The following is a 25,592-nucleotide window of genomic DNA, read 5'->3' on the forward strand; positions in this document are numbered from 1 at the left end:
ACGGCGGTCCGGCTGATGACCGACACCCACGACACCTACTGGAACCACAACGTCCACTACCACCCGGTGGTGCTGGACGCGGTACCGCCCGGCTGCCGCTCCGCCCTGGACGTCGGCTGCGGCGACGGCCTGCTGGCCGCCGGGCTCGCGGCCAGGGCGCAGTCGGTGACCGGCGTGGACCGGTCACCGGAGATGATCCGGCTGGCGCGGAAACGGGACGACGCGGGAACCGTCACCTTCCTGGAGGGTGACTATCTCGACGGCTCGCTCCTCGACGAGGGGAGCTATGACTTCGTCAGCGCGGTCGCCGTCGTCCACCACGCCCCCTTCGACGACGCGATCGACCGGCTGGTGGGGCTGCTCGCACCCGGCGGCCGGCTGGTCGTCGTCGGCCTGGCGCACAACCGCACCCTCCTGGACCGGGTGATCAGTGGATGCGGGGTCCCGGTGGCGCTGGCGCTGCGGGCGCTCAGGCGCGGCGGCGAGCGCGAGCCGTCCGGCATGCCCGTGAAGGACCCGATCATGAACTGGAGAGAGGTCCGGCGGGCCACCGCACACGTGCTTCCCGGACGCCGGTACCGGCGCCGGCTGCTGTGGCGCTACACCCTCGTGTGGGACAAGCCGGACGGGACACACGAAGGCGGTCCCTGAACAGGATCAGGGACCGCCTTGCGCGAAGAACGCGAAGAACAACGCGCGGAAACGCGGGAGTTGCGAAGAGGGACTACGCGCTGATCTTCTGCTTGACCTGGGCCAGCGAGGGGTTCGTCAGCGTCGAGCCGTCGTCGAAGAGCACCGTCGGGACCGTCTGGTTTCCGCCGTTCGCCTTCTCCACGAACGCGGCCGAATCCGGGTCCTGCTCGATGTTGATCTCGGTGTACGCGATGCCCTCGCGGTCCATCTGGCTCTTCAGCCGGCGGCAGTAGCCGCACCACGTGGTGCTGTACATCGTCACAGTGCCCTGCATCTCGCTCGCGCTCCTTCGGCAGGTCGGGGAAGTTCGTCCAGGAGGGGAACGTACGCGGCCCGTCCGCCATTCCCGCAGCACCGGCCCCGGGTGACGTCTGCCGTATTAGTACGACTGCGAGGGGTCGCCTGTGGACAACCGGCACGGCATTCTCCGGCGACCTGGCAGCATGGCCGTGTGACAGCAGCAACGCATTCCTCCCTCTTCCCGCAGGTACCGGACTCTGCCGACGCGGTGCTCGACGGGCTCGACCCCGAGCAGCGCGAGGTGGCGACCGCCCTGCACGGGCCGGTGTGCGTGCTGGCCGGAGCGGGTACCGGCAAGACCCGGGCGATCACCCACCGGATCGCCTACGGGGTACGGGCCGGCATCCTCCAGCCGTCCAGCGTGCTCGCCGTCACCTTCACCAACCGTGCCGCCGGAGAGATGCGCGGCCGACTGCGCCAGCTCGGCGCCCAGGGGGTGCAGGCCCGCACCTTCCACTCGGCCGCACTGCGTCAGCTCCAGTTCTTCTGGCCGAAAGCCATCGGTGGTTCGCTGCCCCGGCTCGTCGACCGAAAGGTCCAGCTGGTCGCCGACGCGGCCGCCGCCTGCCGCATCCGCCTGGACCGGGGCGAGCTGCGGGACGTCACCGGCGAGATCGAGTGGGCCAAGGTCACCCAGACCGTCCCCGCCGACTATCAGCCCGCCGCCGTGAAGGCCGGCCGCGAAGCCCCCCGGGACGCCGCCGAGATCGCCCAGATCTACTCGGTGTACGAGGACCTCAAACGGGACCGCAGGGTCATCGACTTCGAGGACGTCCTGCTGCTCACCGTCGCCGTCCTGCAGGACCGGCAGGACATCGCCGAGCAGGTCCGCGCCCAGTACCAGCACTTCGTCGTCGACGAGTACCAGGACGTCAGCCCCCTCCAGCAGCGCCTGCTGGAGCTGTGGCTCGGCGACCGCGACAGCCTGTGCGTCGTCGGCGACGCCAGCCAGACCATCTACTCGTTCACAGGAGCAACTCCCGACCATCTGCTCGACTTCCGTACCCGCCACCCCGGGGCCACCGTCGTCAAGCTGGTCCGCGACTACCGTTCCACACCCCAGGTCGTCCACCTCGCCAACGGCCTGCTGGCCCAGGCGCACGGCCGGGCCGCCGACCACCGCCTGGAGCTGATCTCCCAGCGGCCCGCGGGACCCGAACCCGTCTACACCGAGTACACCGACGAGCCCGCCGAGGCCGAGGGCGCCGCCCGCCGGATCCGTGAACTCGTCCACGCCGGGGTCCCGGCCGCCGAGATCGCCGTCCTGTTCCGCACCAATTCCCAGTCCGAGACCTATGAGCAGGCCCTCGCCGACGCCGGCGTGCCTTACCAGCTGCGCGGTGCCGAGCGGTTCTTCGACCGGGCCGAGGTGCGCAAGGCGGGTGTCGCCCTGCGCGCCGCGGCCCGCTTCGGCGGCAACGACGCACTGCTCGACGACACCGTCGACCTGCCGTCGCAGGTGCGTGCGGTGCTCTCGGGGGAGGGCTGGACCACGGAGCCGCCGGCCGGCTCCGGCGCGGTCCGGGAGCGCTGGGAGTCACTGGCCGCCCTGGTGAACCTGGCGCACGACGTGGCGGCCGCCCGGCCCGCAGCCACCCTCGCGGACCTCGTCACGGAACTCGACGAGCGCGCGGGTGCCCAGCACGCCCCGACCGTCCAGGGTGTCACCCTCGCCTCTCTGCACTCGGCCAAGGGACTGGAGTGGGACGTCGTCTTCCTGGTCGGTGTCGCCGAGGGGATGATGCCGATCACCTATGCGAAGACCGACGAGCAGATCGAGGAGGAACGCCGTCTCCTCTATGTCGGCGTGACGCGTGCCAGGGAGCGGCTCCATGTCTCCTGGTCCCTCTCCCGCACCCCTGGCGGCCGCCCCAGCCGCAAGCCCAGCCACTTCCTGGACGGACTGCGTCCCGGCTCCACCGGCACCGTCGGCCGCGGTCCGGGCGCCGGCCCCGGAGGCGTCGAGCGCGGTTTCACCGGCGCTCCCGTGGCCGCGCCCCGCCGTACGCAGCGCACCCCCGCCCGATGCCGGGTCTGCGGACGCACCCTCACCGACGCCGGTGAGATGAAACTGATGCGCTGCGACGACTGTCCCTCCGACATGGACGAGGGCCTCTACGAGCGGCTGCGGGAGTGGCGCGCGGACCAGGCCCGGCTCAGCGGCCAGCCCGCCTTCTGCGTCTTCACCGACAGGACGCTGATGGCGATCGCCGAGAACGCGCCCGACGACGACCGGGAGTTGGCCCGGATCCCTGGCGTCGGCATGCGCAAGCTCAACCGTTACGGCGCCGATGTTCTGGCCATCTGCGCAGGTCGGCAGCCCGGGGGAGCCGTAGCGGGGGACTGATGCCAACTCGTCGAAAAAATAGTTTGCGCATGCCCCGGCAATCCCCATAGGTTCTAGGCACGGAAACGGCGGCCTTCTCGAAGGCCCGGTTCCGTGTTGTACTTGCATATCCGAGTGGACTGGCTCATCCCAGTCCCCCCAGACGCCGAGAGGAGGCGAGTCCAGTGATCAGCATCAAGACCAACATCAGTGCGGCCAAAATGACCGATCTCTCGGCCGTCTCCGCGTGCATGCTCGGCGTCTCGAACCTGGGCACCGGTCTGTCCGGCATTCCTGCCGTGCGTCCGGCGTCCTCCTCCGTTTCCCTCGCGGGCCTTCCCGTCCGTGAGCGCAATGAGCGACCGACTGAGGCACTGGAAGCAGTAGTGGCACGGGCCCAGGCCTATGCCTTTACGGCGGCCGGTGCCGGAAGCCGGAAGCAGACGACGCAGCACCACCTGATGTGGGCCTTCCGTGGGCCAGAACCCTGGAGTGATCCAGCCTGAATCGATCAGGCCGGCGCCTTCAGGGCCGCGGAACCCCATCCGGGATCCGCGGCCCTTCTGTTTGTCCCCACCACAGGGACGAACGGCGAAGGAGCCTCGGGCACGAGCAGAACCCGGTACCAGCCGCCAACCGGTCCAACCCGACCGGCACGACCAGACGAGGAACAACAGCCGTGCAACTCGAAGCGCACGCCCCGTCCGTACCGCCTTCCCAAACGAACCCGCCGCCCGGCTCCACGGAGGACTCCACCTTGATCCCCCTCACCGCGCTCACCGCGCTCGACGACGCCATCGAGAACCTCGGCGTGCCCGTCCCCTGCCGTTCCTACGACCCGGAGGTCTTCTTCGCGGAGTCGCCGGCGGACGTCGAGTACGCCAAGTCCCTCTGCCGCACCTGCCCGCTGATCGAGGCCTGCCTCGCCGGCGCCAAGGAGCGGCGCGAGCCCTGGGGTGTCTGGGGTGGCGAGCTGTTCGTCCAGGGTGTTGTCGTCGCCCGCAAGCGGCCGCGTGGCCGCCCGCGCAAGAACCCGGTCTCGGCATGAACATCCACGGAACGATCGACCGTCCCCTCACGCACGATCCCAAGAAGCAGGCCCCGATGAAGCCGTCCGTCAGCGAGCCCACCGGCTCCGCGATCCCAGACTTCACCCACGCCGGTACGACCACCGGTTCGCGTCAGAACAGGACCCGCGAAATGCAACTCATCCCAGAAGCCCTGGCTCGTGCGCATATGCGCGAGCGACTGCACGAGGCCGAGCGGGAAAACCGGGCCGCGCGCCTGGCGACCGCTCGCCGGATGCAGCGCCGGGCCGAGCGCGCCTCGATGCGCGCCCGCCGTGCGCTCGCCATGGCCGTCATGCAGTGATCCCGAACACCTGAAGCGGTGGCCTCCCGGCTGCGGGAGGAGAAAGCTTCCCGCGGGGGCCGGTCCGTCCGAACGGACCGGCCCCCGCGGTGCGTTGTGCCCGCGGATCCGATGCCGCGGCGTTGCCGTCGCCGGGTGGCGAGTCCTCCCGGAGACAGTGATCACGATGGCTCCGCGACGGAGCCCCCACCCCGGTGTGTGCCCGCTGCGGCACCCCGGGCCGACGGCCCTCGCCCGCCACCAGGACCTGCTCCGTGGAGAACGGCGTGCGCGAGTTCCTGTGCGACGCCTGCTCCCGGGAGCACCTCAGAGCGATCGAGGGCCGGCACGACTCGTCCTGGTGGTGATCACACCGCCCCGCGCTCCTTCTACTGGGCCTCCGCGGCCGCCTCCACCACCTCGGCCGCCACGGCATCGGCGACGTCTTCCGTTTCTTCGGCCTCTTCGGGCACGAACCCGGGCAGCCACCCCTCCAGTTCCTCCCGCAACCGCACCGTCGCGCCCAGCTGGCACAGCACGCCGATGGTGCTCAGGGTCACCCGGTGTATCAACAGGTAGGCAGGCGGCAGGTTGAGCTGTTTGCCCAGCTGGTGGGCGGGGTTGCGGGGGTCCGCGATACGGGCCGCCTGGCTGCGCATCCAGGTGCGGGTGAAGGTGAACTCGTCGACCTGCGCCGGTTCGATGATCGGCAGCAGATAGTCAAGGACCGCGTCGGGGTCCAGCTCTATGGAGTCCTTGACGAACCCCTCGGCGCGCAGCAGCTCGTAGACCGCCTCGGCATCACCGTCCAGTGTCATCCGCAGGGAGTCGCCGATCGGGGCGGGCAGGCCGCCGGCGAGACGGTCGACCGTGCCGAAGTCCAGCACACCCAGGAGCCACTCCTCCTCGTCCTCCGGCCCACCGGGCAGCAGCCGGAAGTTGCCCGGGTGGGGGTCGGCGTGCAGCAGACCGGTGCGGGCCGGGCCCGAGAACAGGAACCGGGCCAGCAGCTGACCGGCCCGGTCGCGCTGCTCCTGGGTGCCCTCCGAGATGATCTCGGAGAGCGGTATTCCGTCGATCCACTCCGTGACCAGGACCTGGTCGCACTGGTGCACCACCGCGGGGACCACCACGTCGGGGTCGTCCGCGAACTCCTCCGCGTGCGCCGACTGGGCCTGCGCCTCCAGGGCGTAGTCCAGCTCCTCGGAGACCCGGTCGCGCAGCTCCGCGATCAGGGGCTTGATGTCCATACCCGGGATCAGCGGACCCAACAGACGGGCGAAACGGCTCAGTTGCCCGAGGTCGGACAGCAGGGCCTCGCCGGCACCCGGATACTGCACCTTGACCGCGACCACACGGCCGTCGTGCCACACCGCCCGGTGCACCTGGCCGATCGAGGCGGCCGCCGCGGGCTTCTCCTCGAACTCCAGGAACAGCTCCCGCCAGTCCTCGCCCAGGCGCTCGGCGAGCACCGCGTGCATGGTGCGGGTCGGCATCGGCGGTGCGGCGTCCTGGAGCCGGGTGAGGGCCGCGCGGTAGGGGCCGGCGACCTCCTCGGGAAGGGCGGACTCGAAGACGGACAGGGCCTGCCCGAACTTCATCGCCCCGCCTTTCAATTCGCCGAGGACCTTGAAGAGTTGTTCCGCGGTGCGCTGTTGCAGTTCGCGGCCGACGATCTCCGCGGACTCACCCACGATGCGCTTGCCCAGACCCCAGGTCGCCCGGCCGGCGATGCCGAGCGGGAGCGCGGCGAGCTTGGCGGTCCGGGTGACCGCCTTCCGGGGAAGATCAGACATGCGCCCTCCAAGTCCCAGTCGGCCGCGCTGCGTCCGTGTGGCTTCACCGGTCCGCCGACGGCCGTTGCACCACCATTGTCTCGTGTGGAGCCTCGTTGGTTGATGAGTGCTCCCCTTTAGCTTTCTCCGCCGTTCCGCACGGGCATGCGGGATGCGGCCGGACCGGCCGCGCATGCCAGTGCAGGGCCGGCACGGAGGCCTCCCAGCGCACTCCGGTACCGGACGGCGACTCCCCGTCGAGGAAGGCCAGGGCATGCGCGGCGGCCAGCCCCGCGACGGCTGTCGCCAGCGTCAGATCACAAGCCCCCACCCGGCGGGCATGCCCGGACCGCCACTGGGCGATCAGGCGTGGCCAGGCCGGGTCCCGGTCCGAGCGGTGCTCGTGCAGACAGCGGGCACAGCCGGTCCCGCCGGGCAGGACGAGCGGGCCGACGACGCCGGTGCCCTCCACGACACCCGTGTAGAGGTGCGGTGTCCCGGAGGCCATGAGCGGCTCGGCGGCGCGCTCGTCCGGGGCGTGCACCAGGACGTCGTCACGCGGCGCGATGATCACCAGGGAGAGGCCGGGCTCCTCGTCGGCGGGCTCCGCACGGCGCGGCGCGCGGCCCGGGGCCGCCCGGCGGACGACTCTGCGGGCGGCCTCGTCCCGCCGCTCGCCGACCGCCTCCGCGGGCAGGCCGCCCGGCGCCACGTCCCACTGCTCGACGCGGCCCACGTCCCGCACGTCCACCTCACCGACACCCGCCCCCGACAGCAGCGCGGCCAGCGTGACACCGACCCGCCCCGCGCCCCGCACCTGCACCCGCAGGACGCGCCGGGCCGCCAGCCGGTCGATCGCCCCGCCCGGCTCCGGAGTGATCAGGGACAGCGAGGCGAGATCGGGACCGAGCCGGTCCAGGACCTCCTGTTTCGCGCGCAGCGCCGCCGCGGCCTGCCCGCCGCCGTGCGCGTCGTCGACGAGCCCGGCCCGTGACAGCCGTTCCACCAGCGCGTCGACGTGCCCGTCCGGCAGGTCCATGCGCCGTCCTTCGGCACGCAGCAGCGCGAGCCCGCGGGCGCCGTCGAGCAGGTCGAGGAAGCTGCCGGTGGCGGTGTCCATCGGTCCGAGCGTCATCGCGTGCGCCGGCGTCATCCCGAACTGCACCGTGTTGAGATCACGCCAGCCGCGCCGGAGCGCGGGCTTCACCAGCGGATGCATGACGGACCCCCGCAGCTCGCGCCGGTTCCCCGCAGCTCTCGCCAGTTTCCGTGGTAGCTCATGCCGGTCCCCCGTGGATGTCGAAAGGTCATGGAAGATCCCCGTCTGCGGGTGGAGCCGGTCACGCTCCCCCGACGTCTGCCAGCATGCCCGGCCCGTTCGGCGGCCGCCGAAAGTTGTCCACAGGCGGTGGGTGTTCGTCGTACAAATCAAACGCATGGTGGGGGATCGGGATCGAACCGTCCCGGACCCGGGACTTCCTCCTTGTGCAGCGGGTAACGTCGGGGCGTGCCCGCCGACCCACTGCACAGCGCCGGAAACCCACAGCGCAGCATGACGAGCCAGCCGCCCAGCGGCTTGGGGGTGAGCGCGATCGAGGTCCGCAGAAGCGCCCGGCGCCGCCGGACGGTCTCCGCGTACCGCGAGGGCGATCGCACCGTCGTACTGATCCCCGCCCGGATGTCCGAAGCGGAGGAGAAACGCTGGGTCACCGTCATGCTCAACAAGCTCGCCGCCCAGGAGAGCAAGCGCGTGCTGGGCGACGCCGAACTGACCGAGCGTGCCGAGCGGCTCTCGGCCCAGTACTTCGACGGCCGGGCCCGCCCCGCCTCGGTGCGCTGGGTCACCAACCAGAACACCCGCTGGGGCTCCTGCACCCCGGCCGAGGGCAGCATCCGCCTGTCGCACCGGCTCCAGGGCATGCCCGAGTACGTCGTCGACTATGTGCTCTGCCATGAACTGGCACATCTGCTGGTACCGGGGCACGGTCCCGGCTTCTGGCGGCTCCTGGAGGCGTATCCGCGCACCGAGCGGGCCCGGGGCTACCTCGAAGGAGTGGTAGCCGCCGACCGGCTCCCCCACCCGCCCGGCGTCCGCGACGAGTGACACGCCTCGCAGGCGTTCCCTTCGGCGCCTGCCGAGTCCGGTTGTGTACCGGGTCTGTACCGACTTCCTCCGATGTCCGCGTTAGCCGTTAGCCTGGCGCGACGCACTCACATTCGGGATGGGGGACGGTCGTAGCGCATGGCCAGGGAATTCCAACGCGGCCACAAGGCCAGGATCAGTGACCTGACGGCGGGCACGGATCTGTACGTAGGTGTGCAGATCGCCGGGCCCGGACTGTCCTTCGACATCAGCTGCTTCGGGCTGGACGCCGACGAACGGCTCTCGGACGACCGGTACTTCGTCTTCTTCAACCAGCCGAAGTCCCCCGAGGAGTCCATCCAGCTGCTGGGTGCCCAGGCGGGCGACACGGAGTCCTTCCGGGTCACGCTGGACCGGATCCCGCCGCAGATCCAGAAGCTGGCGTTCACGGCGACCCTCGACGGCGCCGGACAGATGTCGCAGGTCGCCCCCGGATACATCCGGATCGTCGCGGGCGGCGAGGAGGTGGCCCGCTACTCCTTCGACGGCTCGGAGTTCTCCACCGAACGCGCCGTGATGCTGGGCGACTTCTACCTGAAGGACGTGTGGCGCTTCGCCGCCGTCGGGCAGGGCTTCGACGGCGGTCTGGAGGCGCTGCTGAAGAACTTCGGTGGCGAGGTGGTGGCGGAGGAGGAGCCCGCCGCGCCCCAGCCGCAGCCGTCGCAGACCGGGACCGCGCCCGGATTCGCGCCGCCCGCGTTCGCCGCCCCCGCCCCCGCCCCGGCCCCGGCGCCCGCCCCGGCACCCCCCGCGCCCGCTCCCGCGCCCCAGGGCTTCGCCCCGCCCCCGGCACCCGGCCCCGCGCCGGTTGCGAACATGCACGGCGCGCCCACCGTCATCGCCCCGCTGGCCCCGCCCGGCCCCGGCACCGTGCCGCCCCCGGCGCCCTACGGTCAGCCGCCCGCCCCGAGCGCGCCCGTGCCGCCCGGCTACGGCCAGCCTCCGTCGCCGCCGCAGCCCGGATACCCGCAGGCTCCGGCCCCGCCCCCGGGATACGGCCAGCAGCCGCCGTTCGGGCAGGTGCCCGGCCAGCAGACCTATGGAGTCCCGCAAGGCACTCCCCAGGGCGGTGCCGGAGTGGGCGCGGCGCTCCAGAAGTTCAAGGAGACGCCCACCGGGCAGCGCTGGACGCAGCAGAACAGCAAGCTCGTCCGGGTCGACCTCGGCATGGGCGGCCAGCCCGCGCTGGCCCGGCAGGGCAGCATGGTGCTCTACCAGGGCAAGGTCGACTTCGGTTACAAGGGCGCCGGGTTCGCCGGCCGGATCGTGGGCAACGCGACCGGCCAGGAGATGCAGTTGATGCGCTGCACCGGCAACGGCCAGGTGTTCCTCGCCGAGAACTCCGCTTATCTGCACCCCATCGAGCTCCAGGGCGACGCGATCTGTGTCTCCGCCGAAAGCGTCCTCGCCTTCGACGAGAGCCTCCAGTACGAGGTCCGTCGCATCGAGGGGCACGGCATTCCGGGCGGCGCGCTGTTCACGATGCAGTTCCAGGGCACCGGCACGATCGTCGTCAAGACGCACGGCACGCCCGTCGTGCTGCCCGTGACACCGACGACGTTCGCCGACTGCAACGCCGTGGTCGCCTGGTCGGCGGCCTCCCAGGTGATCGTCTCCAGCCAGGTCCGGATGCGCCGCAACGCCTATCCCGGCGACACCGGTGAGAGCGTCAACCTGCAGTTCCGGGGCGCCCCCGGCAACTTCATCGTGGTCCAGCCGTACGAGGTCTGAGGGAGCCCGTCATGAACCAGCCGCTCGCGGGCTACGCCCCCGCACCCGTCACCGCCCGTATGGAGAACCACGGCGACCACATGCTGAAGGTCGCCATGCAGACCGGCAGCGACCTCCTCGCGCGCGTGGGGTCGATGGTCGCCTACGAGGGTTTCGTCCAGTACGAGCCCAACCCGCCGGCCGTCCGCCAGATCGCGCGCGACTGGATGACCGGCGAGGGCGCGCCGCTGATGAAGTGCTCGGGCGACGGACTGCTCTACCTCGCCGACTACGGCGCGAACGTCGTCGTCATCAACCTCGACGGCGACGGCATCTCCGTCAACGCCACCAACCTGCTCGCCTTCGACGCTCACCTCACGTGGGGCGTGGAGCGCGTGAAGGGGCTCGCGAAGTTCGCCGGCCAGGGCCTGTGGAACACCAAGATCTCCGGGCAGGGCTGGGTCGCGCTGACCTCCCGGGGCAAGCCGATCGTCGTCGACTGCGGCGGCGGCGAGGACGAGACGTACGTCGACCCGGACGCGCTGGTCGCCTGGTCGCCGAACCTCAAGGTGAAGGGCAAGCGCAGCTTCAAGGCGCAGTCCCTGATCGGCCGGGGCTCCGGCGAGGCCTTCCAGATGGCCTTCTCCGGGCAGGGCATCGTCGTCGTCCAGCCCAGCGAGGACAGCACCGACCGCCTTCGTTTCCGGGGCTGAGGGGGAGCCAGAGAATCATGCAGAGCCCGCTTTTCGCGTTCAACGACTCCCAGGCCCGGGACCGCTACAGCCTGCAGAACAAGCAGATGCTGCGGGTCGTCCTGGAGGGCCACGACGACGTCCTCGCCCGCAAGGGCACGATGGTCGCCTACCAGGGGCTCGTCGAGTTCGACGCCGAGTACACGAACAACCAGCAGTCACGCGCGCGCGCGTACACCGGCGAGGGCCTGGACCTGATGCGCTGCCACGGGCAGGGCACGGTCTACCTCGCCAACCTCGCCCAGCACGTGCACGTCCTGGACGTGGAGCAGGAGGGCCTGACCGTGGACAGCGGCTACGTCCTCGCCATGGACTCCTCGCTGCACTACGAGGTGGTCGCCGTGGACAGCCTCTACGGCATCTCCGGCTCCGGGAAGTACCAGCTCAACATCACCGGACGCGGCAAGGTCGCCCTGATGACCTCGGGCGCGCCGCTGCTGATGCAGGTCACCCCCGACAAGTACGTCAACTGCGACGCCGACGCGATCGTCGCCTGGTCCACCGGGCTGCGTGTCCAGATGCAGGCCCAGACGCACTCCTCGGGCGTGTGGCGGCGTCGCGGCAGCACCGGTGAGGGCTGGGAGCTGAGCTTCATGGGAAGTGGCTTCGCGCTGGTCCAGCCGAGTGAACTGCTGCCTCCGCAGGGCGCCCAGATCGGCCAGGGCCTCGCCGCCCAGTTCGGGATGGGCCAGCAGGGCGCGCGCGGCATGAACCAGGGGAACGCCTGGAGCTGACGCCCCAGGGTAAGGGGCGCACGCCTCGGCGGGCGCCCCTTACCCAGGCCTCGGCACAGGCCCGCGCGGCTCCGCCGCTCAGAGCCGCGCTCGGGCCGCCTCCAGCAGGCGTACGACCGAACCGTCGGCGACCTCGGCGACCTCGTCGTAGGCGAACCAGCGCACGTCCAGGGACTCGTCGCTGATCGCATGGATGGCGCCTTGCGGGGCCACGGCCACGTACTGGACGTCGAAGTGCCAGTGGCACGGCGCCGGGATCGGGTGCCGGTCCAGGCGCACCGGACCGCCGTCCAGCAGCGTCAGCCCGGGGATCCCGGACTCCTCGGTCGCCTCCCGCAGGGCCGCCGCGGCCAGCGTGGCGTCGCCCGGTTCGCAATGGCCGCCCATCTGCAGCCACATCCGCAGCTTCCGGTGCAGGGTCAGCAGCGCCCGGCCCTGCTCGGGGTCGACGACCAGCGCGCTCGCCGTCACATGCCCCGCGTGACACGCCTTCCACATGCCGTCGGGGTGCGCGGCGAGGTGGTCCAGGTAGTCCTGACGCAGCTCTTCCTGGTCCTCGTACCCCTTGAGGACGAGGACCGCGTCGTCGTACAGGCTCATTCGGTGTCGTCACCCTCTGCCTGGTCGCCCTCAGCCTGGTCGTCCTTCTTGCGCAGGTCGGGCTTCTGGGCCGCCTCGCCGAGCATCTTGTCCAGCTCGGAGAAGTCCAGCTGCTCGCGGTGCACGAAGCCGTCCGGGTCGTCGAGGTCGCTCGCCGTCGGCAGCATGTCCGGGTGCTCCCACAGGCCGTCCCGGCCGTCGACACCGCGCGCGTCGGTGAGCGAGGCCCACAGGCGGGAGGCGTCCCGCAGTCGGCGCGGGCGCAGTTCCAGGCCGATCAGCGTGGCGAACGTCTGCTCCGCGGGACCGCCCGTGGCACGGCGCCGGCGCAGGGTCTCGCGCAGCGCGTCGGCGGACGACAGGCGCGGCTTGGCCGCCGCGTGGACCACCGCGTCGACCCAGCCCTCGACGAGGGCCAGCGCCGTCTCCAGACGGGCCAGGGCCGCCTTCTGCTCGGGCGTGTCCTCGGGCTGGAACATGCCCTGCTGGAGCGCGTCCTGAAGCTGCTCGGGGTTCTGCGGGTCGAACTGGCCGACCACGTCCTCCAGCTTGGCGGTGTCGACCTTGATCCCGCGCGCGTACCCGTCGACCGCGCCGAACAGGTGCGAGCGCAGCCACGGGACGTGTGCGAACAGGCGCTGATGGGCCGCCTCGCGCAGCGCGAGATACAGCCGCACCTCCTCCTTGGGGACGCCGAGGTCCTTGCCGAACGCCTCGACGTTCGCCGGCAGCAGCGCGGCCCGGCCGATCGGGCCGAGCGGCAGGCCGATGTCGGTCGAGCCGACGACCTCGCCCGCGAGCACCCCGACGGCCTGCCCGATCTGCGTGCCGAACATGGCGCCGCCCATCGAGCGCATCATGCCGATCAGCGGGCCGGCCATGGCCTGCATCTCCTCCGGCAGGACGTCGCCCATCGCGGCGCCGACCCGCTCGGCGACCGGGTCCACCAGCTCCTGCCAGGCGGGCAGCGTCGCCTCGACCCACTCGGCGCGCGACCACGCCACGGCCGAGCCGGAACCGGACGGCAGCGACGTCGCGTCGTCCAGCCACAGGTCGGCCAGCCGGACCGCCTCCTCGACCGCCGTGCGGTCGGAAGGGCCCACGCTCGCGTCCTTGACGCCGTCCGAGGTGCCCTGGGAGACCGTCTGGCGGGCGATCTGCTTGGCCATGTCCCAGTTCACCGGGCCGCCCTCGTACGAGAGCATCTGGCCCAGCTGCTGGAAGGCGGCGCCCAGGTCGGTGGGGTTCAGCGAACCGAACATGGCAGCGAACGGATTGTCGGCGCCGGGGCCGCCGAAGCCGCCGGCCCCGGGTGTGCCGAAACCGAACGGGTTGGCCGGTCCCTGCCCACCACCGCTCTGCTGGTCCTTCTTCTTGCCCTCGTCGCCGTCTTCCGGCTCCTCCGGCGGAAGGCCGAAACCGAATGGGGTGTCACTCACGGGAATCCTCGGCTGGTAAGGCCACCGGTTCTCTCCCGGCGGCGCGGCTGCCCGACAACACCACCCAGCGTAGACACCTCGACCCGATCGGGCCTCGGTGCTTCGCCGACAGTCGGCCTGCGGCAGGATGGATGCCACCTGGTACGTACGCGTCCCTCACGCTCGTACTGAAGACAACCGCTGGAGACGCCCGGTGAGTTCCCCAGATCCGCAGGTTCGCGCAGCGCGAAACCCGTCAACCCCTGCCGCCGTGCGCGGGCCCGTCGTCGCCGTCACCGGCGCCGCGACCGGGGTCGGCGCGCTGCTCACCGAGCGGCTGGCCGCGTCCGAGGGGGTCAAGCGGGTCATCGCCATCGACGAGCGGCGCGGGGAGTGCGCGGACGCCCAGTGGCACATCCTCGACGTGCGGGATCCGGCCATCGCGGACAAGCTCCGCGGGGCGGACGTGGTGGTGCATCTCGCGCTCGACCTGGATCTGGAGACCGATCCGGCCGCCCGTACGGCCTACAACGTGCGCGGCACGCAGACCGTGCTGACCGCGGCGGCGGCGGCCGGGGTGCACCGCGTGGTGCTGTGCACCTCCGCGATGGTCTACGGCGCGCTCCCGGACAACGAGCTGCCGTTGTCCGAGGACGCGGAGCTGCGCGCCACGGCGGAGGCGACCGGCGTGGGGGACCTGCTGGAGATCGAGCGGCTCGCCCGCCGGGCGCCCCGCGCGCACCCCGGGCTCAATGTCACCGTCGTGCGCCCGGCGGTGCTGGTCGGAGGCACGGACACCGCGCTGACCAGGTATTTCGAGTCGCCTCGGCTGCTTGTCGTCGCCGGTTCGCGGCCCGCCTGGCAGTTCTGTCACGTCGAGGACCTGTGCAGCGCGCTGGAGTACGCCGTCCTGGAGCAGGTCGACGGGGAGCTCGCCGTCGGCTGCGACGGATGGCTGGAGCAGGAAGAGGTCGAGGAGCTCAGCGGGATCCGGCGGATGGAGCTGCCCTCGGCGGTGGCGCTGGGCGCCGCGGCCCGGCTGCACCGGATCGGGCTGACGCCGTCGCCCGCCGGGGATCTCGCCTACACGATGTATCCGTGGGTGGTGAGCGGCAGCCGGCTGCACGAGGCCGGGTGGCGGCCGCGATGGACCAACGAGGAGGTCCTCGCCGAGCTGTTGGAGGAGGTGGCCGGACGGCACACGGTGGTCGGGCGGCGGCTCGGCCGCAAGGACGCGACGGCCGCGGGCGCGGCGGGCGCCACAGTGGCCCTGCTGGGCGCGGCGGCGGTGGTCCGGCGGGCACGCAAGGCCCGACGGCGGATCTGACCGCGGGCCGCGGGCCGCGGGCCGCGAGCCGGGAGTTCGTAGGAGTCTCCAAACGTGCGCGCGCGTGCGCCGGTGGTCGGGCTTATTCCCCCTACTCCCGGGCGTGCGGCACGATGGGGGTATGGCTGCTGTGAACGATCATCCCGGTGAGCTGGGTGCCGAAGATCCCGTCAAGCTGATCGGGATCCGGGAGGACGCGCTGTCGGTGGACGAGGTCTTCGCGGCCGTGGGGGACGACGCGGCCGGGGGTGTCGCGCTGTTCGTGGGGACCGTGCGCAACCACGACGGGGGCGCCGACGTGGACGCGCTCGGCTATTCGTGTCATCCCAGTGCCGAGAGCGAGATGCGGCGGATCGCCGAGAAGGTCGTCGCCGAGTACCCCGTGCGGGCGCTGGCCGCGGTGCACCGGGTGGGAGACCTGCGGGTGGGTGATCTCGCCGTGGTCGTCGGCGTGTCGTGTCCGCATCGCGGAGACGCCTTCGAAGCTTGTCGGAAGCTGATCGACGACATCAAGCACGAAGTGCCCATCTGGAAGCACCAGAAGTTCTCGGATGGGACGGAGGAATGGGTCGGGGCCTGCTGAAGAACACCTGTCCGGCCTCCGGTTGCGTAACCGTACCCCCCACGTGAGCGTTGTCAGTGCAGACGATTAATCTGCTGATCAGTCAGTCGCGGACGGTCATGGGGTTGGGAGGTCGGCATGGGGGCGCTTGTCTGGTTGCTGATTCCGCTTGTGGCCGCGGTCGCCGCCGGTCTGTGGGGCAGCTGGGCCAACCGGACCAGGGGAGCACGCAGCGACGGGCCCGAACTCGACGGATACGCGCGGTTCCGCGAGGCCATGGAGAGGTCCCACTCCCGCAGCTGAGGCGTGCCCGGCGGGTGGCCCTGACGGTGCGCTGACAGACACGTCCCGTACTGTCTTTGCATGCCACGCCGCACCGCGACGATGCTCGCCTCCACCCTGATGCTGATCGCACTCCTGTGCGCCGGAGTGCTCATCACCGTGCCGTACTCGGAGATGTCCCCCGGCCCGACCGTGAACACGCTCGGGGACCACGGCGGCGAGCCGGTGCTGCAGATCTCCGGCCACAAGACCTACGCGACCTCCGGACACCTGAACATGACAACGGTCCGGGTCACCAGCGCCGACTACAAGATGAACCTCGTGGAGGCCGTCTACGGGTGGCTCTCGCACGACAACAAGGTCGTGCCGCACGACACGCTCTACCCGGACGGCAAGACCGAGCAGCAGTCCACCCAGGAGAACGCCGAGGAGTTCAGCGAGTCCCAGGAGAGCGCGAAGGTCGCCGCCCTGAAGGAGCTGGGTGTCCCGGTGAAGTCCTGGGTGATCGTCTCGACGGTCCTCAAGGGCTCGCCCTCGGAGGGCAAGCTGCACGCCGGCGACGTGATCAAGGCCGTCGACGGTACGGCGGTCAGGCAGCCGGCCGATGTCGCCACGCTGGTGACCAAGCACAAGCCCGGCGAGGACGTCGTGTTCACGGTCGTACCGGCCAAGGAACAGGCCGCCGCCGAGAAGGCGCACAGGACGGCCACCAAGACCGAGCAGGTCACGCTGACCACGACCACCTCCACCGGCGGCGAGAAGCGCGCCATCGTCGGGATCTCCGCCGGGACCGATCACACGTTCCCGTTCTCCATCGACATCAAGCTCGCCGACGTCGGGGGGCCGAGCGCCGGCCTCATGTTCGCGCTCGGCATCTACGACAAGCTCACCCCGGGCGACCTCACCGGCGGCAAGTTCGTCGCGGGCACCGGCACGATCGCGGACGACGGCACGGTCGGCCCGATCGGTGGCATCTCCCTGAAGACGATCGGGGCGCGCAGCAAGGGCGCCCAGTACTTCCTGACTCCGGCCGACAACTGCGCCGAGGCCGCGAAGGACACCCCGGGCGGGCTCACCCTGGTCAAGGTCAAGACGATCGACGACGCCCTCGGCGCCCTCAAGGACATCCGCGACGGGGACACCGCCGCCCTGCCGAAGTGCAGCACCAAGAGCTGAGGGCCCGCAGGGGACCTGAAAGGCCCGGGGGCGCCCCTCCTGACGAGGGGCGCCCCCGGTGCCGTATGCGGCCGCACACGGGCCGGGTGCGGGCCGGGTGCGGGCCGGGTGCGAGGGGCTCAGTCCGCGAAGGTGGACTTCAGCGCCTCCGCCAGGCCCGGGACCAGGTCCGGGCCGGTGAGGACCTCCGTCGGGGAGTCCTTCTCGCGCAGCCGGACCGCCGAGTCGCGGCTGCCGTCCCGCAGCACGCCGACCGTCATCCGGACCTCCTGCCGGTCGGGGTGCTGTGCCACCCACGTGGCCAGCTTGGCCTCGCTCAGCCCCTCCGGCACCTGGGTCTCGGCGGACGGCGGCAGCATCAGCCGCTCCACCGTGAGCGCGCAGCCGACCACCGCGTCCGGCCAGGCGATGGTACCGAGGAACTCGTCCAGCGCTTTGTCCGTTGGCACTTCGTCCTGCTCGATCGGGGTGAGACCGGTGGTCGCGGACTCGTCCTCCAGACCGAGCTGGGCGGCGAGAGCCGGTTCCTGGGTGCGCAGCCGTGCGGTGTCGACGAGGGCGAAGAGGCGAGCGGGCTGGTCCCAGCCGAGGCCGGAGGCGTACTCGTCGATCTCGAGTACGGCCCGGGTGAGCGGGTTCGCTGCCATGGGAGTGTTGGACATGGTCACAATCCTGCCTCGTTCATGGCCGGAATCGGGAACCGAGTAAGTCGTGAGTAAGTTGCATAGGTGTGGCCCCACGATCACGGGGGGCCACGTCCGGCCCCCGAACCAGAGGGTCTGACGCAACAACAGCGGATCATCAGCGGATCAAACAGCGAACTTCGAGGTGCGCACCTTGGCTTTCCAGATGCCGGACCGCGGCGGAGGCCCGACGGGGCCGCGGATGAGAGCGGGCCGGCCGTCCCGGCGCGTCCGGACCCTGCTCTTGACACTGGGCGTCCTTGCCGTACTCGGCATGGCGTTCACCATGTTCGCGGGCTTCTGGACGGACTGGCTCTGGTACCGGTCGGTGCACTACTCCTCGGTGTTCACCACCACCCTGTGGACGAAGATCGGACTGTTCTTCGTCTTCGGGTTGCTGATGGCGGCCGCGGTGGGCTTCAACGTCTGGCTCGCGCACCGGCTGCGGCCGCCGCTGAGCGCCATGTCCATGGAGCAGCAGAGCCTGGACCGCTACCGGATGGGCATCGCGCCGTACAAGAAGTGGCTGCTGCTCGCGGTCACCGCGCTGGTCGGGCTGATCGCCGGCGCCTCCGCGGCCGGTCAGTGGCGCACCTGGCTGATGTGGGTGAACGGGGTGCCCTTCCACCAGAAGGACCCGCAGTTCCACCTCGACGTGTCCTTCTACGCCTTCGACCTGCCCTGGTACCGGTTCCTGCTGGGCTTCGGCTTCGCCACCGCGATCCTCTCCCTGATCGCGGCCGCGCTCACCCACTACCTGTACGGCGGGCTGCGCGTCACCAGCCCCGGCGCGCGCGCCACCGGTGCCGCCACCGGTCACCTCTCGGTGCTGCTCGGTTTCTTCGTCGCCCTCAAGGCGGTCGCCTACTGGCTCGACCGGTACGGACTGGCCGTCAAATCCAGCGACTTCAAGGCCACCGACAACTGGACGGGCCTCAGGTACGTCGACGCGAACGCGTACCTGCCGGCCAAGACGATCCTTTTCTGCATCGCCGTCATCTGCGCGCTGCTGTTCTTCGCCACCCTGTGGCGGCGCACCTGGCAGCTGCCCGTCATCGGCTTCGGCCTGATGGTCCTGTCGGCGATCCTCATCGGCGGCCTGTACCCGGCGATCGTCCAGAAGTTCCAGGTCCAGCCGAACGAGCAGGCCAAGGAAGCGCCGTACGTCCAGAAGAACCTCAAGGCGACCCGCGAGGCGTACGGCATCGACGACACCCAGGTCACCGAGTACAAGGGCAAGAGCACGACCACGGACAAGACCAGGCTCCGGGACGACGTCGGCGCCACGGCGAGCATCCGGATCATGGACCCGAACATCGTCTCGCCCACGTTCCAGCAGCTCCAGCAGATGCGGAACTACTACGCGTTCCCGACCAATCTGGACGTGGACCGCTACACCAAGGACGGCAAGGTCCAGGACACCGTCATCGGCCTGCGTGAGCTGAACCTCGCCGGCATCCCGAAGAACAACTGGATCAACGACCACTTCCGCTACACGCACGGCTACGGCGTGGTCGCCGCCAAGGGCACCGAGGCCGACAGCCAGGGCCAGCCGGTCTTCACCGAGTCCGACCTGCCGTCCACGGGCGACCTGGGGACCTACCAGCAGCGGATCTACTACGGCGAGAAGACCAACACCTACTCGATCGTCGGCGGTCCCCAGAAGGAGATCGACTACTCCGACGACAGCGGTGAGAAGACCACCAGCTACGCGGGCAGGAGCGGGGTGAGTCTCTCCAGCCCGATCAACCGGGCCGCGTACGCGGTGGCGTTCAACGAGCCGCAGATCCTCTACTCCGGCGCGATCGGGGAGGGCTCGCGGATCCTGTACAACCGCACGCCCAAGGAGCGCGTGGAGGCGGTCGCCCCCTGGCTGACCATCGACGGCGACGCGTACCCGGCGGTGGTGAAGGGCCGGATCCAGTGGATCGTCGACGCCTACACGACGTCGAACGGCTATCCCTACGCCTCCCGTACGACCCTCGGTGACACCACCGCGGACTCGCTGACCGCGAACAACAACTCGCGTGCGGTGGTGGCCCAGCAGAACCAGGTCAACTACATCCGCAACTCGGTGAAGGCGACCGTCGACGCGTACACCGGCGAGGTCAAGCTCTACCAGTGGGACACCGAGGACCCGGTGCTGAAGACCTGGATGAAGGCCTTCCCGGGCACGGTGCAGCCGAGGAGTGCCGTCTCGCGGGACCTGATGGACCATCTCCGGTACCCGCAGGACCTGTTCAAGGTGCAGCGCGAACTGCTCACCCGCTACCACGTGACGGACGCCCAGACGTTCCTGACCGGCAGCGAGGTGTGGCAGGTGCCCGACGATCCGACCAACAAGTCGGGCGACGCGGTGCCGCCGTACTACCTGAGCATGAAGATGCCGGACCAGAGCGCGCAGACGTTCTCGCTGTCGACGACGTTCACGCCCAACGGCCGGGACAACCTCAGCGCGTTCATGTCGGTGGACTCCGAGGCCGGTTCGAAGGACTACGGCAAGATCAGAATCCTGAAACTGCCGACCAGTACGACCGTCGACGGACCCAAACAGGTACAGAGCCAGTTCAACTCCGAACAGGACATCGCGGCCGCCATCAAACTCCTGAAGGGCGGCGACTCCGAGGTCGAGTACGGCAATCTGCTGACCGTGCCACTGGACGGGGGCCTGCTCTACGCGGAGCCCGTCTACGTCCGCGGCGCCGGGGTCAAGTACCCGCTGCTGCGCAAGGTGCTGGTGACGTACGAGGGCCGGACCGCCTTCGAGAACACCCTCGACGAGGCACTCGACAAGGTCTTCGGCTCGGACGGCACCGACACCGGGTCCTCGGACACGGGGTCCTCCGACACCGGGACCACCACGCCGCCGACGTCCGGCAACCCGACGGTCCAACAGGCGCTGAACGACGCCCAGAAGGCCTTCGAGGCGGGGCAGGAGGCGCTGAAGAAGGGCGACTGGACGGCGTACGGCAAGGCCCAGGATGAGCTGCGGGACGCGCTCGGCCGGGCCGAGGCGGCGCAGTCCGAGGCCGGCAAGACCGGTGGCGGCACCTCGCCGAGCGGCAGTCCGAGCCCAGGGACCAGCGCGAGTCCCACCGCCGGCGGCAGCCCCGGTCCGGGCGGATGATCGGGACCGCCCCGCGCCGTGGTACGGTTTGAACACAACGGCGCGGGGTGGAGCAGCTCGGTAGCTCGCTGGGCTCATAACCCAGAGGTCGCAGGTTCAAATCCTGTCCCCGCTACTGAAGTCGAAGGCCCGGATCCTTTTGGATCCGGGCCTTCGTGGTGTGCGCACGGCCGGCCAACGGCGCCTGGACCGGGGGCTCGTGGCGTGCGGAGGGACGGCCGCCGGTCGCCGGACGGGCGGCGAACGCATGTACCGGTGCGCGAGGTCGCCGAGCCGCGGTGGGGAGTTGAGCCAGATGTGTTTGACTTGTCGTTCTGTGGGCATGTCGACAAAACGCTGAAGTGACCTCACGGGTTGCGCTATACCGGATGTACCCAGGTTGCAGGTGGTGCGACGATGGACGTTATGGGGGACAAGGCAACTCTGTTCGAGACAGGGCGATTTGTGCAGCCTTCGGGCGAGGAGCCGACCCGCGACGAGGCCGCTGAGGCCGCTGAGGAGGCACGTCACCGGCTCCACGCCGAGGCCGGTGACGTCGAGTCGATGAGTGTCCTCGGTGCCCTGCTGCTGCGCCGTGGCGACCTCGACGGGGCCGAACCCCAGTTGCGTGCAGCCACCGCCGCCGGTGACCGTGCCGCCGCCAACAACCTCGGTGTCCTGCTGCACCAGCGTGGTTACCCCGACGAGGCTGCCGGATGGTGGCGGATCGCCGCCGTGGCCGGTTCCGCGGCGGCCGCCCACGCGCTGGGCCGGTACCACCGGGAGCGCGGGGACGAACCCGCCGCCGAGTACTGGCTGCGCCAGTCCGCCGAGCAGGGCCATCCGCTCGGCGCCTACGCGCTGGCCGATCTGCTGGAGCACCGCGGCGACGCGAACGCCGGCCACTGGATGCGGGCCGCCGCGGAACGCGGGCACCGGGAGGCGGCGTACCGGCTGGCGCGCGCGCTGGACCGCAGGGAGGACGTGGACGAGGGGGAGACCGGGGCCGACGCCGCCGCCGGCCCGGAGGCCGCCGCCGGGACCCCGGAGGCCGAGGAGGCCGAGCAGTGGTACCGGCAGGCCGCCGCCCGCGGCCACCGACGGGCCGCGTTGCACCTCGGGGCGATCCTGGAGCGGCGCGGCGAGCTGAAGGAAGCCGGACGCTGGTACCTGACCTCGGCCAAGGACGGCGAGGCCCGGGCCGCGTGCGCGCTCGGCTTCCTGCTGCGCGACGCCGGGGACACCGAGAGCGCCGCCGTGTGGTGGCTGCGGGCCGCGCAGGACGGCGACGGCAACGCGGCCAACGCGCTCGGCGCGCTGCACGCCGAACGTGGTCAGACACAGACCGCCGAGCGCTGGTACCGGGCGGCGATGGACGCCGGCGACGACAACGGGGCGTACAACCTCGCCCTGCTCTGCGCCGAGCAGGGGCGGACCGCACAGGCCGAGCAGTGGTACCGGCGGGCGGCCTACGCGGGCCACCGGGAGGCGGCGAACGCGCTCGCCGTCCTGCTGCTCCAGGGCGGTGACACGGCGGGCGCCGAGCCGTGGTTCTCCAAGGCCGCCGAGGCCGGCAGCGTGGACGCCGCGTTCAACCTCGGGATCCTGTACGCCGGGCGGGGCGAGGAGCGCATCGCGCTGCACTGCTACGAGCAGGCGGCCGCGGCCGGACACACGGAGGCGGCGCTCCAGGTCGGCATCGCCCGGCTGCGTGAGGGCGACGAGGCGGCCGCGGAGCGGCATCTGCGGTGCGCCGCGGGCGGCGGGAGCGCGGAGGGCGCTTACCGGCTCGCCGCGGTGCTCGACGCGCGCCGGCCGAAGGTCTCCGAGCACGAGCTCGGCGAGCCCTCGGTGCACACCAAGACCGAGTGCGAGGAGTGGTACGAGCGGGCCGCCTCGCAGGGCCACCGGCGGGCCCAGGTGCGGGTCGGGATGCTCGCCGCCGCGCGCGGGGACGTGGTGGAGGCGGCGCGGTGGTACCGGATCGCGGCTGAGGCCGGGTCCCGGAACGGGGCGTTCAACCTGGGGCTGCTGCTGGCCCGGGAGGGGAGCGAGCCCGAGGCCGCCGTGTGGTGGCAGCGGGCCGCCGACGCCGGGCACGGGCGGGCGGCGTTGCGGCTGGCCCTGGTCTACGCGCGTCGTGGCGAACTGGACGAGGGGCAGCGGTGGGCCGACCGGGCGGTAGCGCTGGGGCCGGCCGAGGTCGCCGAGCGGGCCGGGCGGCTGCGGGATGCGCTGCGCGAGGAGCTGTCCGCCTGACCTGCGTATATCCGCAGGTCAGGCGGGCCCGTGGGAAGGGATTTGCTTCCGCTCGTGTCCCTCACGTAGTGTTCTGTTCATCGACGCGGGGTGGAGCAGCTCGGTAGCTCGCTGGGCTCATAACCCAGAGGTCGCAGGTTCAAATCCTGTCCCCGCTACTGAAGGCCGAGGGCCGGAATCCAGAAATGGATTCCGGCCCTCGGCCGTTGTGCGGCCGTCAGTCGGTGCGGTTCTCGGCCGTCGTGCGGTTCTGGCGGGACGTCAGGCGGCCTGCGCGCAGTCCGGGCACAGGCCGCGGTACGTCACCTCGACGTCGGAGACCGTGAAGCCGAAGCGCTCCGAGACGGGCAGGTCGGCCAGCGGGTTGCCGGTCGGACGGACGTCCCGGATCGAGCCGCAGTGCGCGCAGACCAGGTGGTGGTGCGGCTGGTGCGCGTTCGGGTCGTACCGCTTGGCGCGCTTGTCCGTGGAGACCTCGAGCACCTCGCCCAGCGAGACCAGCTCGCCCAGCGTGTTGTAGACGGTCGCCCGGGAGATCTCCGGCAGCTTGACGACGGCCCTGGCATGGACCTCGTCGGCCGTCAGGTGCACGTGCTCGCCGTCGAGGACCTCGGCCACGACGCGTCGTTGCGCGGTCATCCGCCATCCGCGTCCACGCAGCCGTTCCAGAAGGTCACTCATGGGATCCAGCCTAACAGCAGGCCGACCATTTCCCGAACAGGTGTGACTTTGGAGCGGAACTTGATTTGGACTGAGTCCAGCACAGGAACGGCTGATGGACGGCGGGTGTGTGATGTCAGACGGGTAGGGGTGCGCGGGCCCCGACCCAGCAGCGGATGATGTCGCGGACGGAGACGATGCCGGCCGGTTCGCCGCCGTCGAGGACGATCAGATGGCGGAAGCCGCCGTGGGCCATCGCCTGGGCCGCCTCCTCCAGGGTCCAGGTCGCTGCGGCGAACACGACGTCGTTGGTGGTGTGGGCGTGGATGAGTTCCGTGTCCGGGTTCTGGCCCAGGCCGACGGAGTTCAGGATGTCGCGTTCGGTCAGGATGCCGATGCCGCCGGCGTCCGGGTCGTGGACGATCGCCGCGCCCACGCGGCGCGCGGACATCAGGGCGGCTGCCTGGCGGAGTGTGTGGGCTGGGCCGACGGTCAGGACCACCGTGCTCATGGCGTCACGGACGAGCATGGAAGGTGCCACCTCCTAGGGAACCGCGGAGATAGTTCAGCGATTCACAAGTTCACAAAGTGGGCGTTCTCATAGGGTGGCAGGTAAAGCCCGGGTCAACAAGGGGGTGCGAGTAGCCAATTGAGGGCGCACGCGCTCATATGTGCCGGACGGGAATGCCCTGTTCTGCCCCAGGAGGCAGTTTCAGTAACGCTGGCCGAGGTACGACAGCAGCTCGTCGTGGAGCAGACCGTTGGACGCGGCCGCGTTGCCGCTGTGCGGGCCGGGGCGGCCGTCCAGGCCGGTGAAGATGCCGCCGGCCTCCGTCACGACGATCGCGGTGGCCGCCATGTCCCACAGGGACAGCTCCGGCTCGGCGCAGATGTCCACCGACCCTTCGGCGACCATCATGTACGGCCAGAAGTCGCCGTACGCGCGCGTGCGCCACACCTCCCGGGTCAGGTCCAGGAAGCCGTTCAGCTGCCCGCGCTCCTCCCAGCCGCTCAGGGAGGAGTACGCGAACGACGCGTCGGACAGCTTCGAGACCTTGGAGACGCGCAGACGGGTGGCGGAGGAGAGGCTGCGGCCGGTGTAGGCGCCGTGCCCCAGCGCCGCCCACCAGCGGCGGCCCAGCGCGGGTGCGGAGACCACGCCGACGACCGGCCGGTAGCCGCCCTCGGCGGCCTCCATCAGGGAGATCAGGGTCGCCCAGACGGGAACACCGCGTACGTAGTTCTTGGTGCCGTCGATCGGGTCGATCACCCAGCGGCGCGGGCCCGTGCCCTCGATGCCGTACTCCTCGCCCAGGACCGCGTCCCGTGGGCGGGCGCGCTGCAACTGGCCGCGGATCAGTTCCTCGGCCGCCTTGTCCGCCTCGCTCACCGGGGTCATGTCCGGCTTGGTCTCGACCTTGAGGTCGAGGGCCTTGAAGCGGTCCATGGTGGCGGCGTCGGCCGCGTCCGCGAGCACGTGGGCGAGCCGCAGGTCATCGTGGTAGTCCGGCATGTGACGAACGCTATCTGCCGGGGCCGGGGCGGGGCTACACAGGGATGGGGCGGATACGGGGGATGTCGGGGGGCCTGGGGACACGGGGGCTGTCCGTCCGTCGATCCGGCGGGGCGAGTGGTGGTCCCGGGGCGCCCGCGTGTATTGGCCGAAGGGCGCCCCCCGGTGCCTTCGCGAACCCTTGACAGTGGGATCGTGCGCGTCAAATCTGGGCGCAGACCGC

The 25,592-nt window shown here is 70.8% G+C and carries 24 protein-coding genes and 2 tRNA genes; 17 read left to right on the forward strand and 9 right to left on the reverse strand.

Annotated features, from left to right (window positions below; translation table 11 throughout):
- Nucleotides 1-15: 15 nt before the first annotated feature.
- Nucleotides 16-651 (forward strand): class I SAM-dependent methyltransferase, encoded by a 636-nt coding sequence (locus ACZ4O3_RS04675; RefSeq protein ID WP_362720450.1) that lies wholly within the window; start codon nucleotides 16-18, stop codon nucleotides 649-651.
- Between the two features lie 73 nt (nucleotides 652-724).
- On the opposite strand, the gene ACZ4O3_RS04680 is transcribed toward ACZ4O3_RS04675, so the two are convergent.
- Complete coding sequence (locus ACZ4O3_RS04680) at nucleotides 725-967, reverse strand: mycoredoxin (protein ID WP_467721157.1); 243 nt, start codon at nucleotides 965-967, stop codon at nucleotides 725-727.
- A 177-nt stretch (nucleotides 968-1,144) separates the two neighbouring features.
- Between ACZ4O3_RS04680 and ACZ4O3_RS04685 the strand changes: the two genes are divergently transcribed.
- The 4 genes from ACZ4O3_RS04685 to ACZ4O3_RS04700 all read left to right on the forward strand — a co-directional run bounded on the left by ACZ4O3_RS04685 (nucleotide 1,145) and on the right by ACZ4O3_RS04700 (nucleotide 4,690).
- Nucleotides 1,145-3,340: an ATP-dependent DNA helicase UvrD2 gene (locus ACZ4O3_RS04685; RefSeq protein WP_467721158.1), complete on the forward strand. Its 2,196-nt coding sequence runs from the start codon at nucleotides 1,145-1,147 to the stop codon at nucleotides 3,338-3,340.
- Between the two features lie 200 nt (nucleotides 3,341-3,540).
- Complete coding sequence (locus ACZ4O3_RS04690) at nucleotides 3,541-3,825, forward strand: hypothetical protein (RefSeq protein ID WP_384991509.1); 285 nt, start codon at nucleotides 3,541-3,543, stop codon at nucleotides 3,823-3,825.
- Nucleotides 3,826-3,998: 173 nt separating this feature from the next.
- A complete protein-coding gene (locus ACZ4O3_RS04695) occupies nucleotides 3,999-4,367 on the forward strand; it encodes a WhiB family transcriptional regulator (RefSeq protein WP_362720439.1) in 369 nt (122 codons plus the stop codon).
- Nucleotides 4,364-4,690 (forward strand): hypothetical protein, encoded by a 327-nt coding sequence (locus tag ACZ4O3_RS04700; RefSeq protein ID WP_362720436.1) that lies wholly within the window; start codon nucleotides 4,364-4,366, stop codon nucleotides 4,688-4,690. Before ACZ4O3_RS04695 ends, ACZ4O3_RS04700 begins: the two co-directional genes overlap by 4 nt.
- Nucleotides 4,691-5,058: 368 nt before the next feature.
- Here the strand turns inward: ACZ4O3_RS04700 and ACZ4O3_RS04705 are convergent, their stop codons facing one another.
- Nucleotides 5,059-6,465 carry an ABC1 kinase family protein gene (locus ACZ4O3_RS04705; protein ID WP_362731675.1) on the reverse strand — a complete coding sequence of 469 codons (1,407 nt, stop codon included), beginning with the start codon at nucleotides 6,463-6,465 and terminating at the stop codon, nucleotides 5,059-5,061.
- A gap of 43 nt (nucleotides 6,466-6,508) precedes the next feature.
- Nucleotides 6,509-7,663: a TOMM precursor leader peptide-binding protein gene (locus ACZ4O3_RS04710; protein WP_467721160.1), complete on the reverse strand. Its 1,155-nt coding sequence runs from the start codon at nucleotides 7,661-7,663 to the stop codon at nucleotides 6,509-6,511.
- A 288-nt stretch (nucleotides 7,664-7,951) separates the two neighbouring features.
- Between ACZ4O3_RS04710 and ACZ4O3_RS04715 the strand changes: the two genes are divergently transcribed.
- The 4 genes from ACZ4O3_RS04715 (at nucleotide 7,952) to ACZ4O3_RS04730 (ending at nucleotide 11,783) form a co-directional block, all read left to right on the forward strand.
- Nucleotides 7,952-8,548, forward strand: coding sequence for a M48 metallopeptidase family protein (locus ACZ4O3_RS04715; RefSeq protein WP_467721161.1), 597 nt, complete (start codon nucleotides 7,952-7,954; stop codon nucleotides 8,546-8,548).
- Nucleotides 8,549-8,686: 138 nt separating this feature from the next.
- Nucleotides 8,687-10,318, forward strand: coding sequence for a TerD family protein (locus tag ACZ4O3_RS04720; protein ID WP_467721162.1), 1,632 nt, complete (start codon nucleotides 8,687-8,689; stop codon nucleotides 10,316-10,318).
- 11 nt (nucleotides 10,319-10,329) lie between these two features.
- On the forward strand, nucleotides 10,330-11,010 hold the full coding sequence (locus ACZ4O3_RS04725) for an AIM24 family protein (RefSeq protein ID WP_467721164.1): 681 nt from the start codon (nucleotides 10,330-10,332) through the stop codon (nucleotides 11,008-11,010).
- Between the two features lie 17 nt (nucleotides 11,011-11,027).
- The gene (locus tag ACZ4O3_RS04730) at nucleotides 11,028-11,783 is read left to right on the forward strand and encodes an AIM24 family protein (protein WP_362722996.1); all 756 of its coding nucleotides are present in this window, start codon (nucleotides 11,028-11,030) and stop codon (nucleotides 11,781-11,783) included.
- Nucleotides 11,784-11,861: 78 nt separating this feature from the next.
- Here ACZ4O3_RS04730 and ACZ4O3_RS04735 read toward each other — a convergent pair whose 3' ends face one another.
- Complete coding sequence (locus ACZ4O3_RS04735) at nucleotides 11,862-12,383, reverse strand: NUDIX hydrolase (RefSeq protein WP_384991337.1); 522 nt, start codon at nucleotides 12,381-12,383, stop codon at nucleotides 11,862-11,864.
- Entirely contained in the window at nucleotides 12,380-13,822 is a 1,443-nt protein-coding gene (locus tag ACZ4O3_RS04740; protein WP_362723002.1) for a zinc-dependent metalloprotease, read from the reverse strand. Before ACZ4O3_RS04740 ends, ACZ4O3_RS04735 begins: the two co-directional genes overlap by 4 nt.
- Nucleotides 13,823-14,015: 193 nt before the next feature.
- Between ACZ4O3_RS04740 and ACZ4O3_RS04745 the strand changes: the two genes are divergently transcribed.
- The 4 genes from ACZ4O3_RS04745 (at nucleotide 14,016) to ACZ4O3_RS04760 (ending at nucleotide 17,148) form a co-directional block, all read left to right on the forward strand.
- On the forward strand, nucleotides 14,016-15,128 hold the full coding sequence (locus tag ACZ4O3_RS04745; RefSeq protein WP_362723005.1) for an SDR family oxidoreductase: 1,113 nt from the start codon (nucleotides 14,016-14,018) through the stop codon (nucleotides 15,126-15,128).
- Between the two features lie 121 nt (nucleotides 15,129-15,249).
- Nucleotides 15,250-15,711: a molybdenum cofactor biosynthesis protein MoaE gene (locus ACZ4O3_RS04750; protein ID WP_362723008.1), complete on the forward strand. Its 462-nt coding sequence runs from the start codon at nucleotides 15,250-15,252 to the stop codon at nucleotides 15,709-15,711.
- A 117-nt stretch (nucleotides 15,712-15,828) separates the two neighbouring features.
- The gene (locus ACZ4O3_RS04755) at nucleotides 15,829-15,993 is read left to right on the forward strand and encodes a hypothetical protein (protein ID WP_362723011.1); all 165 of its coding nucleotides are present in this window, start codon (nucleotides 15,829-15,831) and stop codon (nucleotides 15,991-15,993) included.
- A gap of 60 nt (nucleotides 15,994-16,053) precedes the next feature.
- A complete protein-coding gene (locus ACZ4O3_RS04760) occupies nucleotides 16,054-17,148 on the forward strand; it encodes a YlbL family protein (RefSeq protein ID WP_467721166.1) in 1,095 nt (364 codons plus the stop codon).
- Between the two features lie 119 nt (nucleotides 17,149-17,267).
- On the opposite strand, the gene ACZ4O3_RS04765 is transcribed toward ACZ4O3_RS04760, so the two are convergent.
- Nucleotides 17,268-17,816 (reverse strand): PPA1309 family protein, encoded by a 549-nt coding sequence (locus tag ACZ4O3_RS04765; RefSeq protein ID WP_467721167.1) that lies wholly within the window; start codon nucleotides 17,814-17,816, stop codon nucleotides 17,268-17,270.
- A 160-nt stretch (nucleotides 17,817-17,976) separates the two neighbouring features.
- Here ACZ4O3_RS04765 and ACZ4O3_RS04770 point away from each other — a divergent pair, with 160 nt between their 5' ends.
- The 4 genes from ACZ4O3_RS04770 to ACZ4O3_RS04785 all read left to right on the forward strand — a co-directional run bounded on the left by ACZ4O3_RS04770 (nucleotide 17,977) and on the right by ACZ4O3_RS04785 (nucleotide 23,354).
- A complete protein-coding gene (locus tag ACZ4O3_RS04770) occupies nucleotides 17,977-20,958 on the forward strand; it encodes a UPF0182 family membrane protein (protein ID WP_467721168.1) in 2,982 nt (993 codons plus the stop codon).
- A gap of 41 nt (nucleotides 20,959-20,999) precedes the next feature.
- Nucleotides 21,000-21,073, forward strand: a tRNA-Met gene (locus ACZ4O3_RS04775).
- A 281-nt stretch (nucleotides 21,074-21,354) separates the two neighbouring features.
- Nucleotides 21,355-23,196: a sel1 repeat family protein gene (locus ACZ4O3_RS04780; protein WP_467721170.1), complete on the forward strand. Its 1,842-nt coding sequence runs from the start codon at nucleotides 21,355-21,357 to the stop codon at nucleotides 23,194-23,196.
- Between the two features lie 84 nt (nucleotides 23,197-23,280).
- Nucleotides 23,281-23,354, forward strand: a tRNA-Met gene (locus tag ACZ4O3_RS04785).
- Nucleotides 23,355-23,457: 103 nt separating this feature from the next.
- On the opposite strand, the gene ACZ4O3_RS04790 is transcribed toward ACZ4O3_RS04785, so the two are convergent.
- The 3 genes from ACZ4O3_RS04790 to hisN all read right to left on the reverse strand — a co-directional run bounded on the left by ACZ4O3_RS04790 (nucleotide 23,458) and on the right by hisN (nucleotide 25,369).
- Nucleotides 23,458-23,877 (reverse strand): Fur family transcriptional regulator, encoded by a 420-nt coding sequence (locus ACZ4O3_RS04790; RefSeq protein WP_362726968.1) that lies wholly within the window; start codon nucleotides 23,875-23,877, stop codon nucleotides 23,458-23,460.
- Between the two features lie 115 nt (nucleotides 23,878-23,992).
- A complete protein-coding gene (locus tag ACZ4O3_RS04795) occupies nucleotides 23,993-24,385 on the reverse strand; it encodes a CBS domain-containing protein (protein WP_467721171.1) in 393 nt (130 codons plus the stop codon).
- 183 nt (nucleotides 24,386-24,568) lie between these two features.
- Nucleotides 24,569-25,369: a histidinol-phosphatase gene (gene hisN, locus ACZ4O3_RS04800; RefSeq protein WP_467721172.1), complete on the reverse strand. Its 801-nt coding sequence runs from the start codon at nucleotides 25,367-25,369 to the stop codon at nucleotides 24,569-24,571.
- Nucleotides 25,370-25,592 lie beyond the last annotated feature (223 nt).

The sequence above is a fragment of the Streptomyces sp. NPDC026515 genome (assembly GCF_055567595.1).

What these genes read in the sequence shown, in the direction of transcription:
- ACZ4O3_RS04675 (WP_362720450.1), top strand. Translation starts at nt 16, where the DNA reads ATGACCGACACCCACGACACCTACTGGAACCACAACGTCCACTACCAC.
- ACZ4O3_RS04680 (WP_467721157.1), bottom strand. Translation starts at nt 967, where the DNA reads ATGCAGGGCACTGTGACGATGTACAGCACCACGTGGTGCGGCTACTGC.
- ACZ4O3_RS04690 (WP_384991509.1), top strand. Translation starts at nt 3,541, where the DNA reads ATGACCGATCTCTCGGCCGTCTCCGCGTGCATGCTCGGCGTCTCGAAC.
- ACZ4O3_RS04700 (WP_362720436.1), top strand. Translation starts at nt 4,364, where the DNA reads ATGAACATCCACGGAACGATCGACCGTCCCCTCACGCACGATCCCAAG.
- ACZ4O3_RS04705 (WP_362731675.1), bottom strand. Translation starts at nt 6,465, where the DNA reads ATGTCTGATCTTCCCCGGAAGGCGGTCACCCGGACCGCCAAGCTCGCC.
- ACZ4O3_RS04710 (WP_467721160.1), bottom strand. Translation starts at nt 7,663, where the DNA reads ATGCATCCGCTGGTGAAGCCCGCGCTCCGGCGCGGCTGGCGTGATCTC.
- ACZ4O3_RS04720 (WP_467721162.1), top strand. Translation starts at nt 8,687, where the DNA reads ATGGCCAGGGAATTCCAACGCGGCCACAAGGCCAGGATCAGTGACCTG.
- ACZ4O3_RS04725 (WP_467721164.1), top strand. Translation starts at nt 10,330, where the DNA reads ATGAACCAGCCGCTCGCGGGCTACGCCCCCGCACCCGTCACCGCCCGT.
- ACZ4O3_RS04730 (WP_362722996.1), top strand. Translation starts at nt 11,028, where the DNA reads ATGCAGAGCCCGCTTTTCGCGTTCAACGACTCCCAGGCCCGGGACCGC.
- ACZ4O3_RS04735 (WP_384991337.1), bottom strand. Translation starts at nt 12,383, where the DNA reads ATGAGCCTGTACGACGACGCGGTCCTCGTCCTCAAGGGGTACGAGGAC.
- ACZ4O3_RS04750 (WP_362723008.1), top strand. Translation starts at nt 15,250, where the DNA reads ATGGCTGCTGTGAACGATCATCCCGGTGAGCTGGGTGCCGAAGATCCC.
- ACZ4O3_RS04755 (WP_362723011.1), top strand. Translation starts at nt 15,829, where the DNA reads ATGGGGGCGCTTGTCTGGTTGCTGATTCCGCTTGTGGCCGCGGTCGCC.
- ACZ4O3_RS04760 (WP_467721166.1), top strand. Translation starts at nt 16,054, where the DNA reads ATGCCACGCCGCACCGCGACGATGCTCGCCTCCACCCTGATGCTGATC.
- ACZ4O3_RS04780 (WP_467721170.1), top strand. Translation starts at nt 21,355, where the DNA reads ATGGACGTTATGGGGGACAAGGCAACTCTGTTCGAGACAGGGCGATTT.
- ACZ4O3_RS04790 (WP_362726968.1), bottom strand. Translation starts at nt 23,877, where the DNA reads ATGAGTGACCTTCTGGAACGGCTGCGTGGACGCGGATGGCGGATGACC.
- ACZ4O3_RS04795 (WP_467721171.1), bottom strand. Translation starts at nt 24,385, where the DNA reads ATGCTCGTCCGTGACGCCATGAGCACGGTGGTCCTGACCGTCGGCCCA.
- hisN (WP_467721172.1), bottom strand. Translation starts at nt 25,369, where the DNA reads ATGCCGGACTACCACGATGACCTGCGGCTCGCCCACGTGCTCGCGGAC.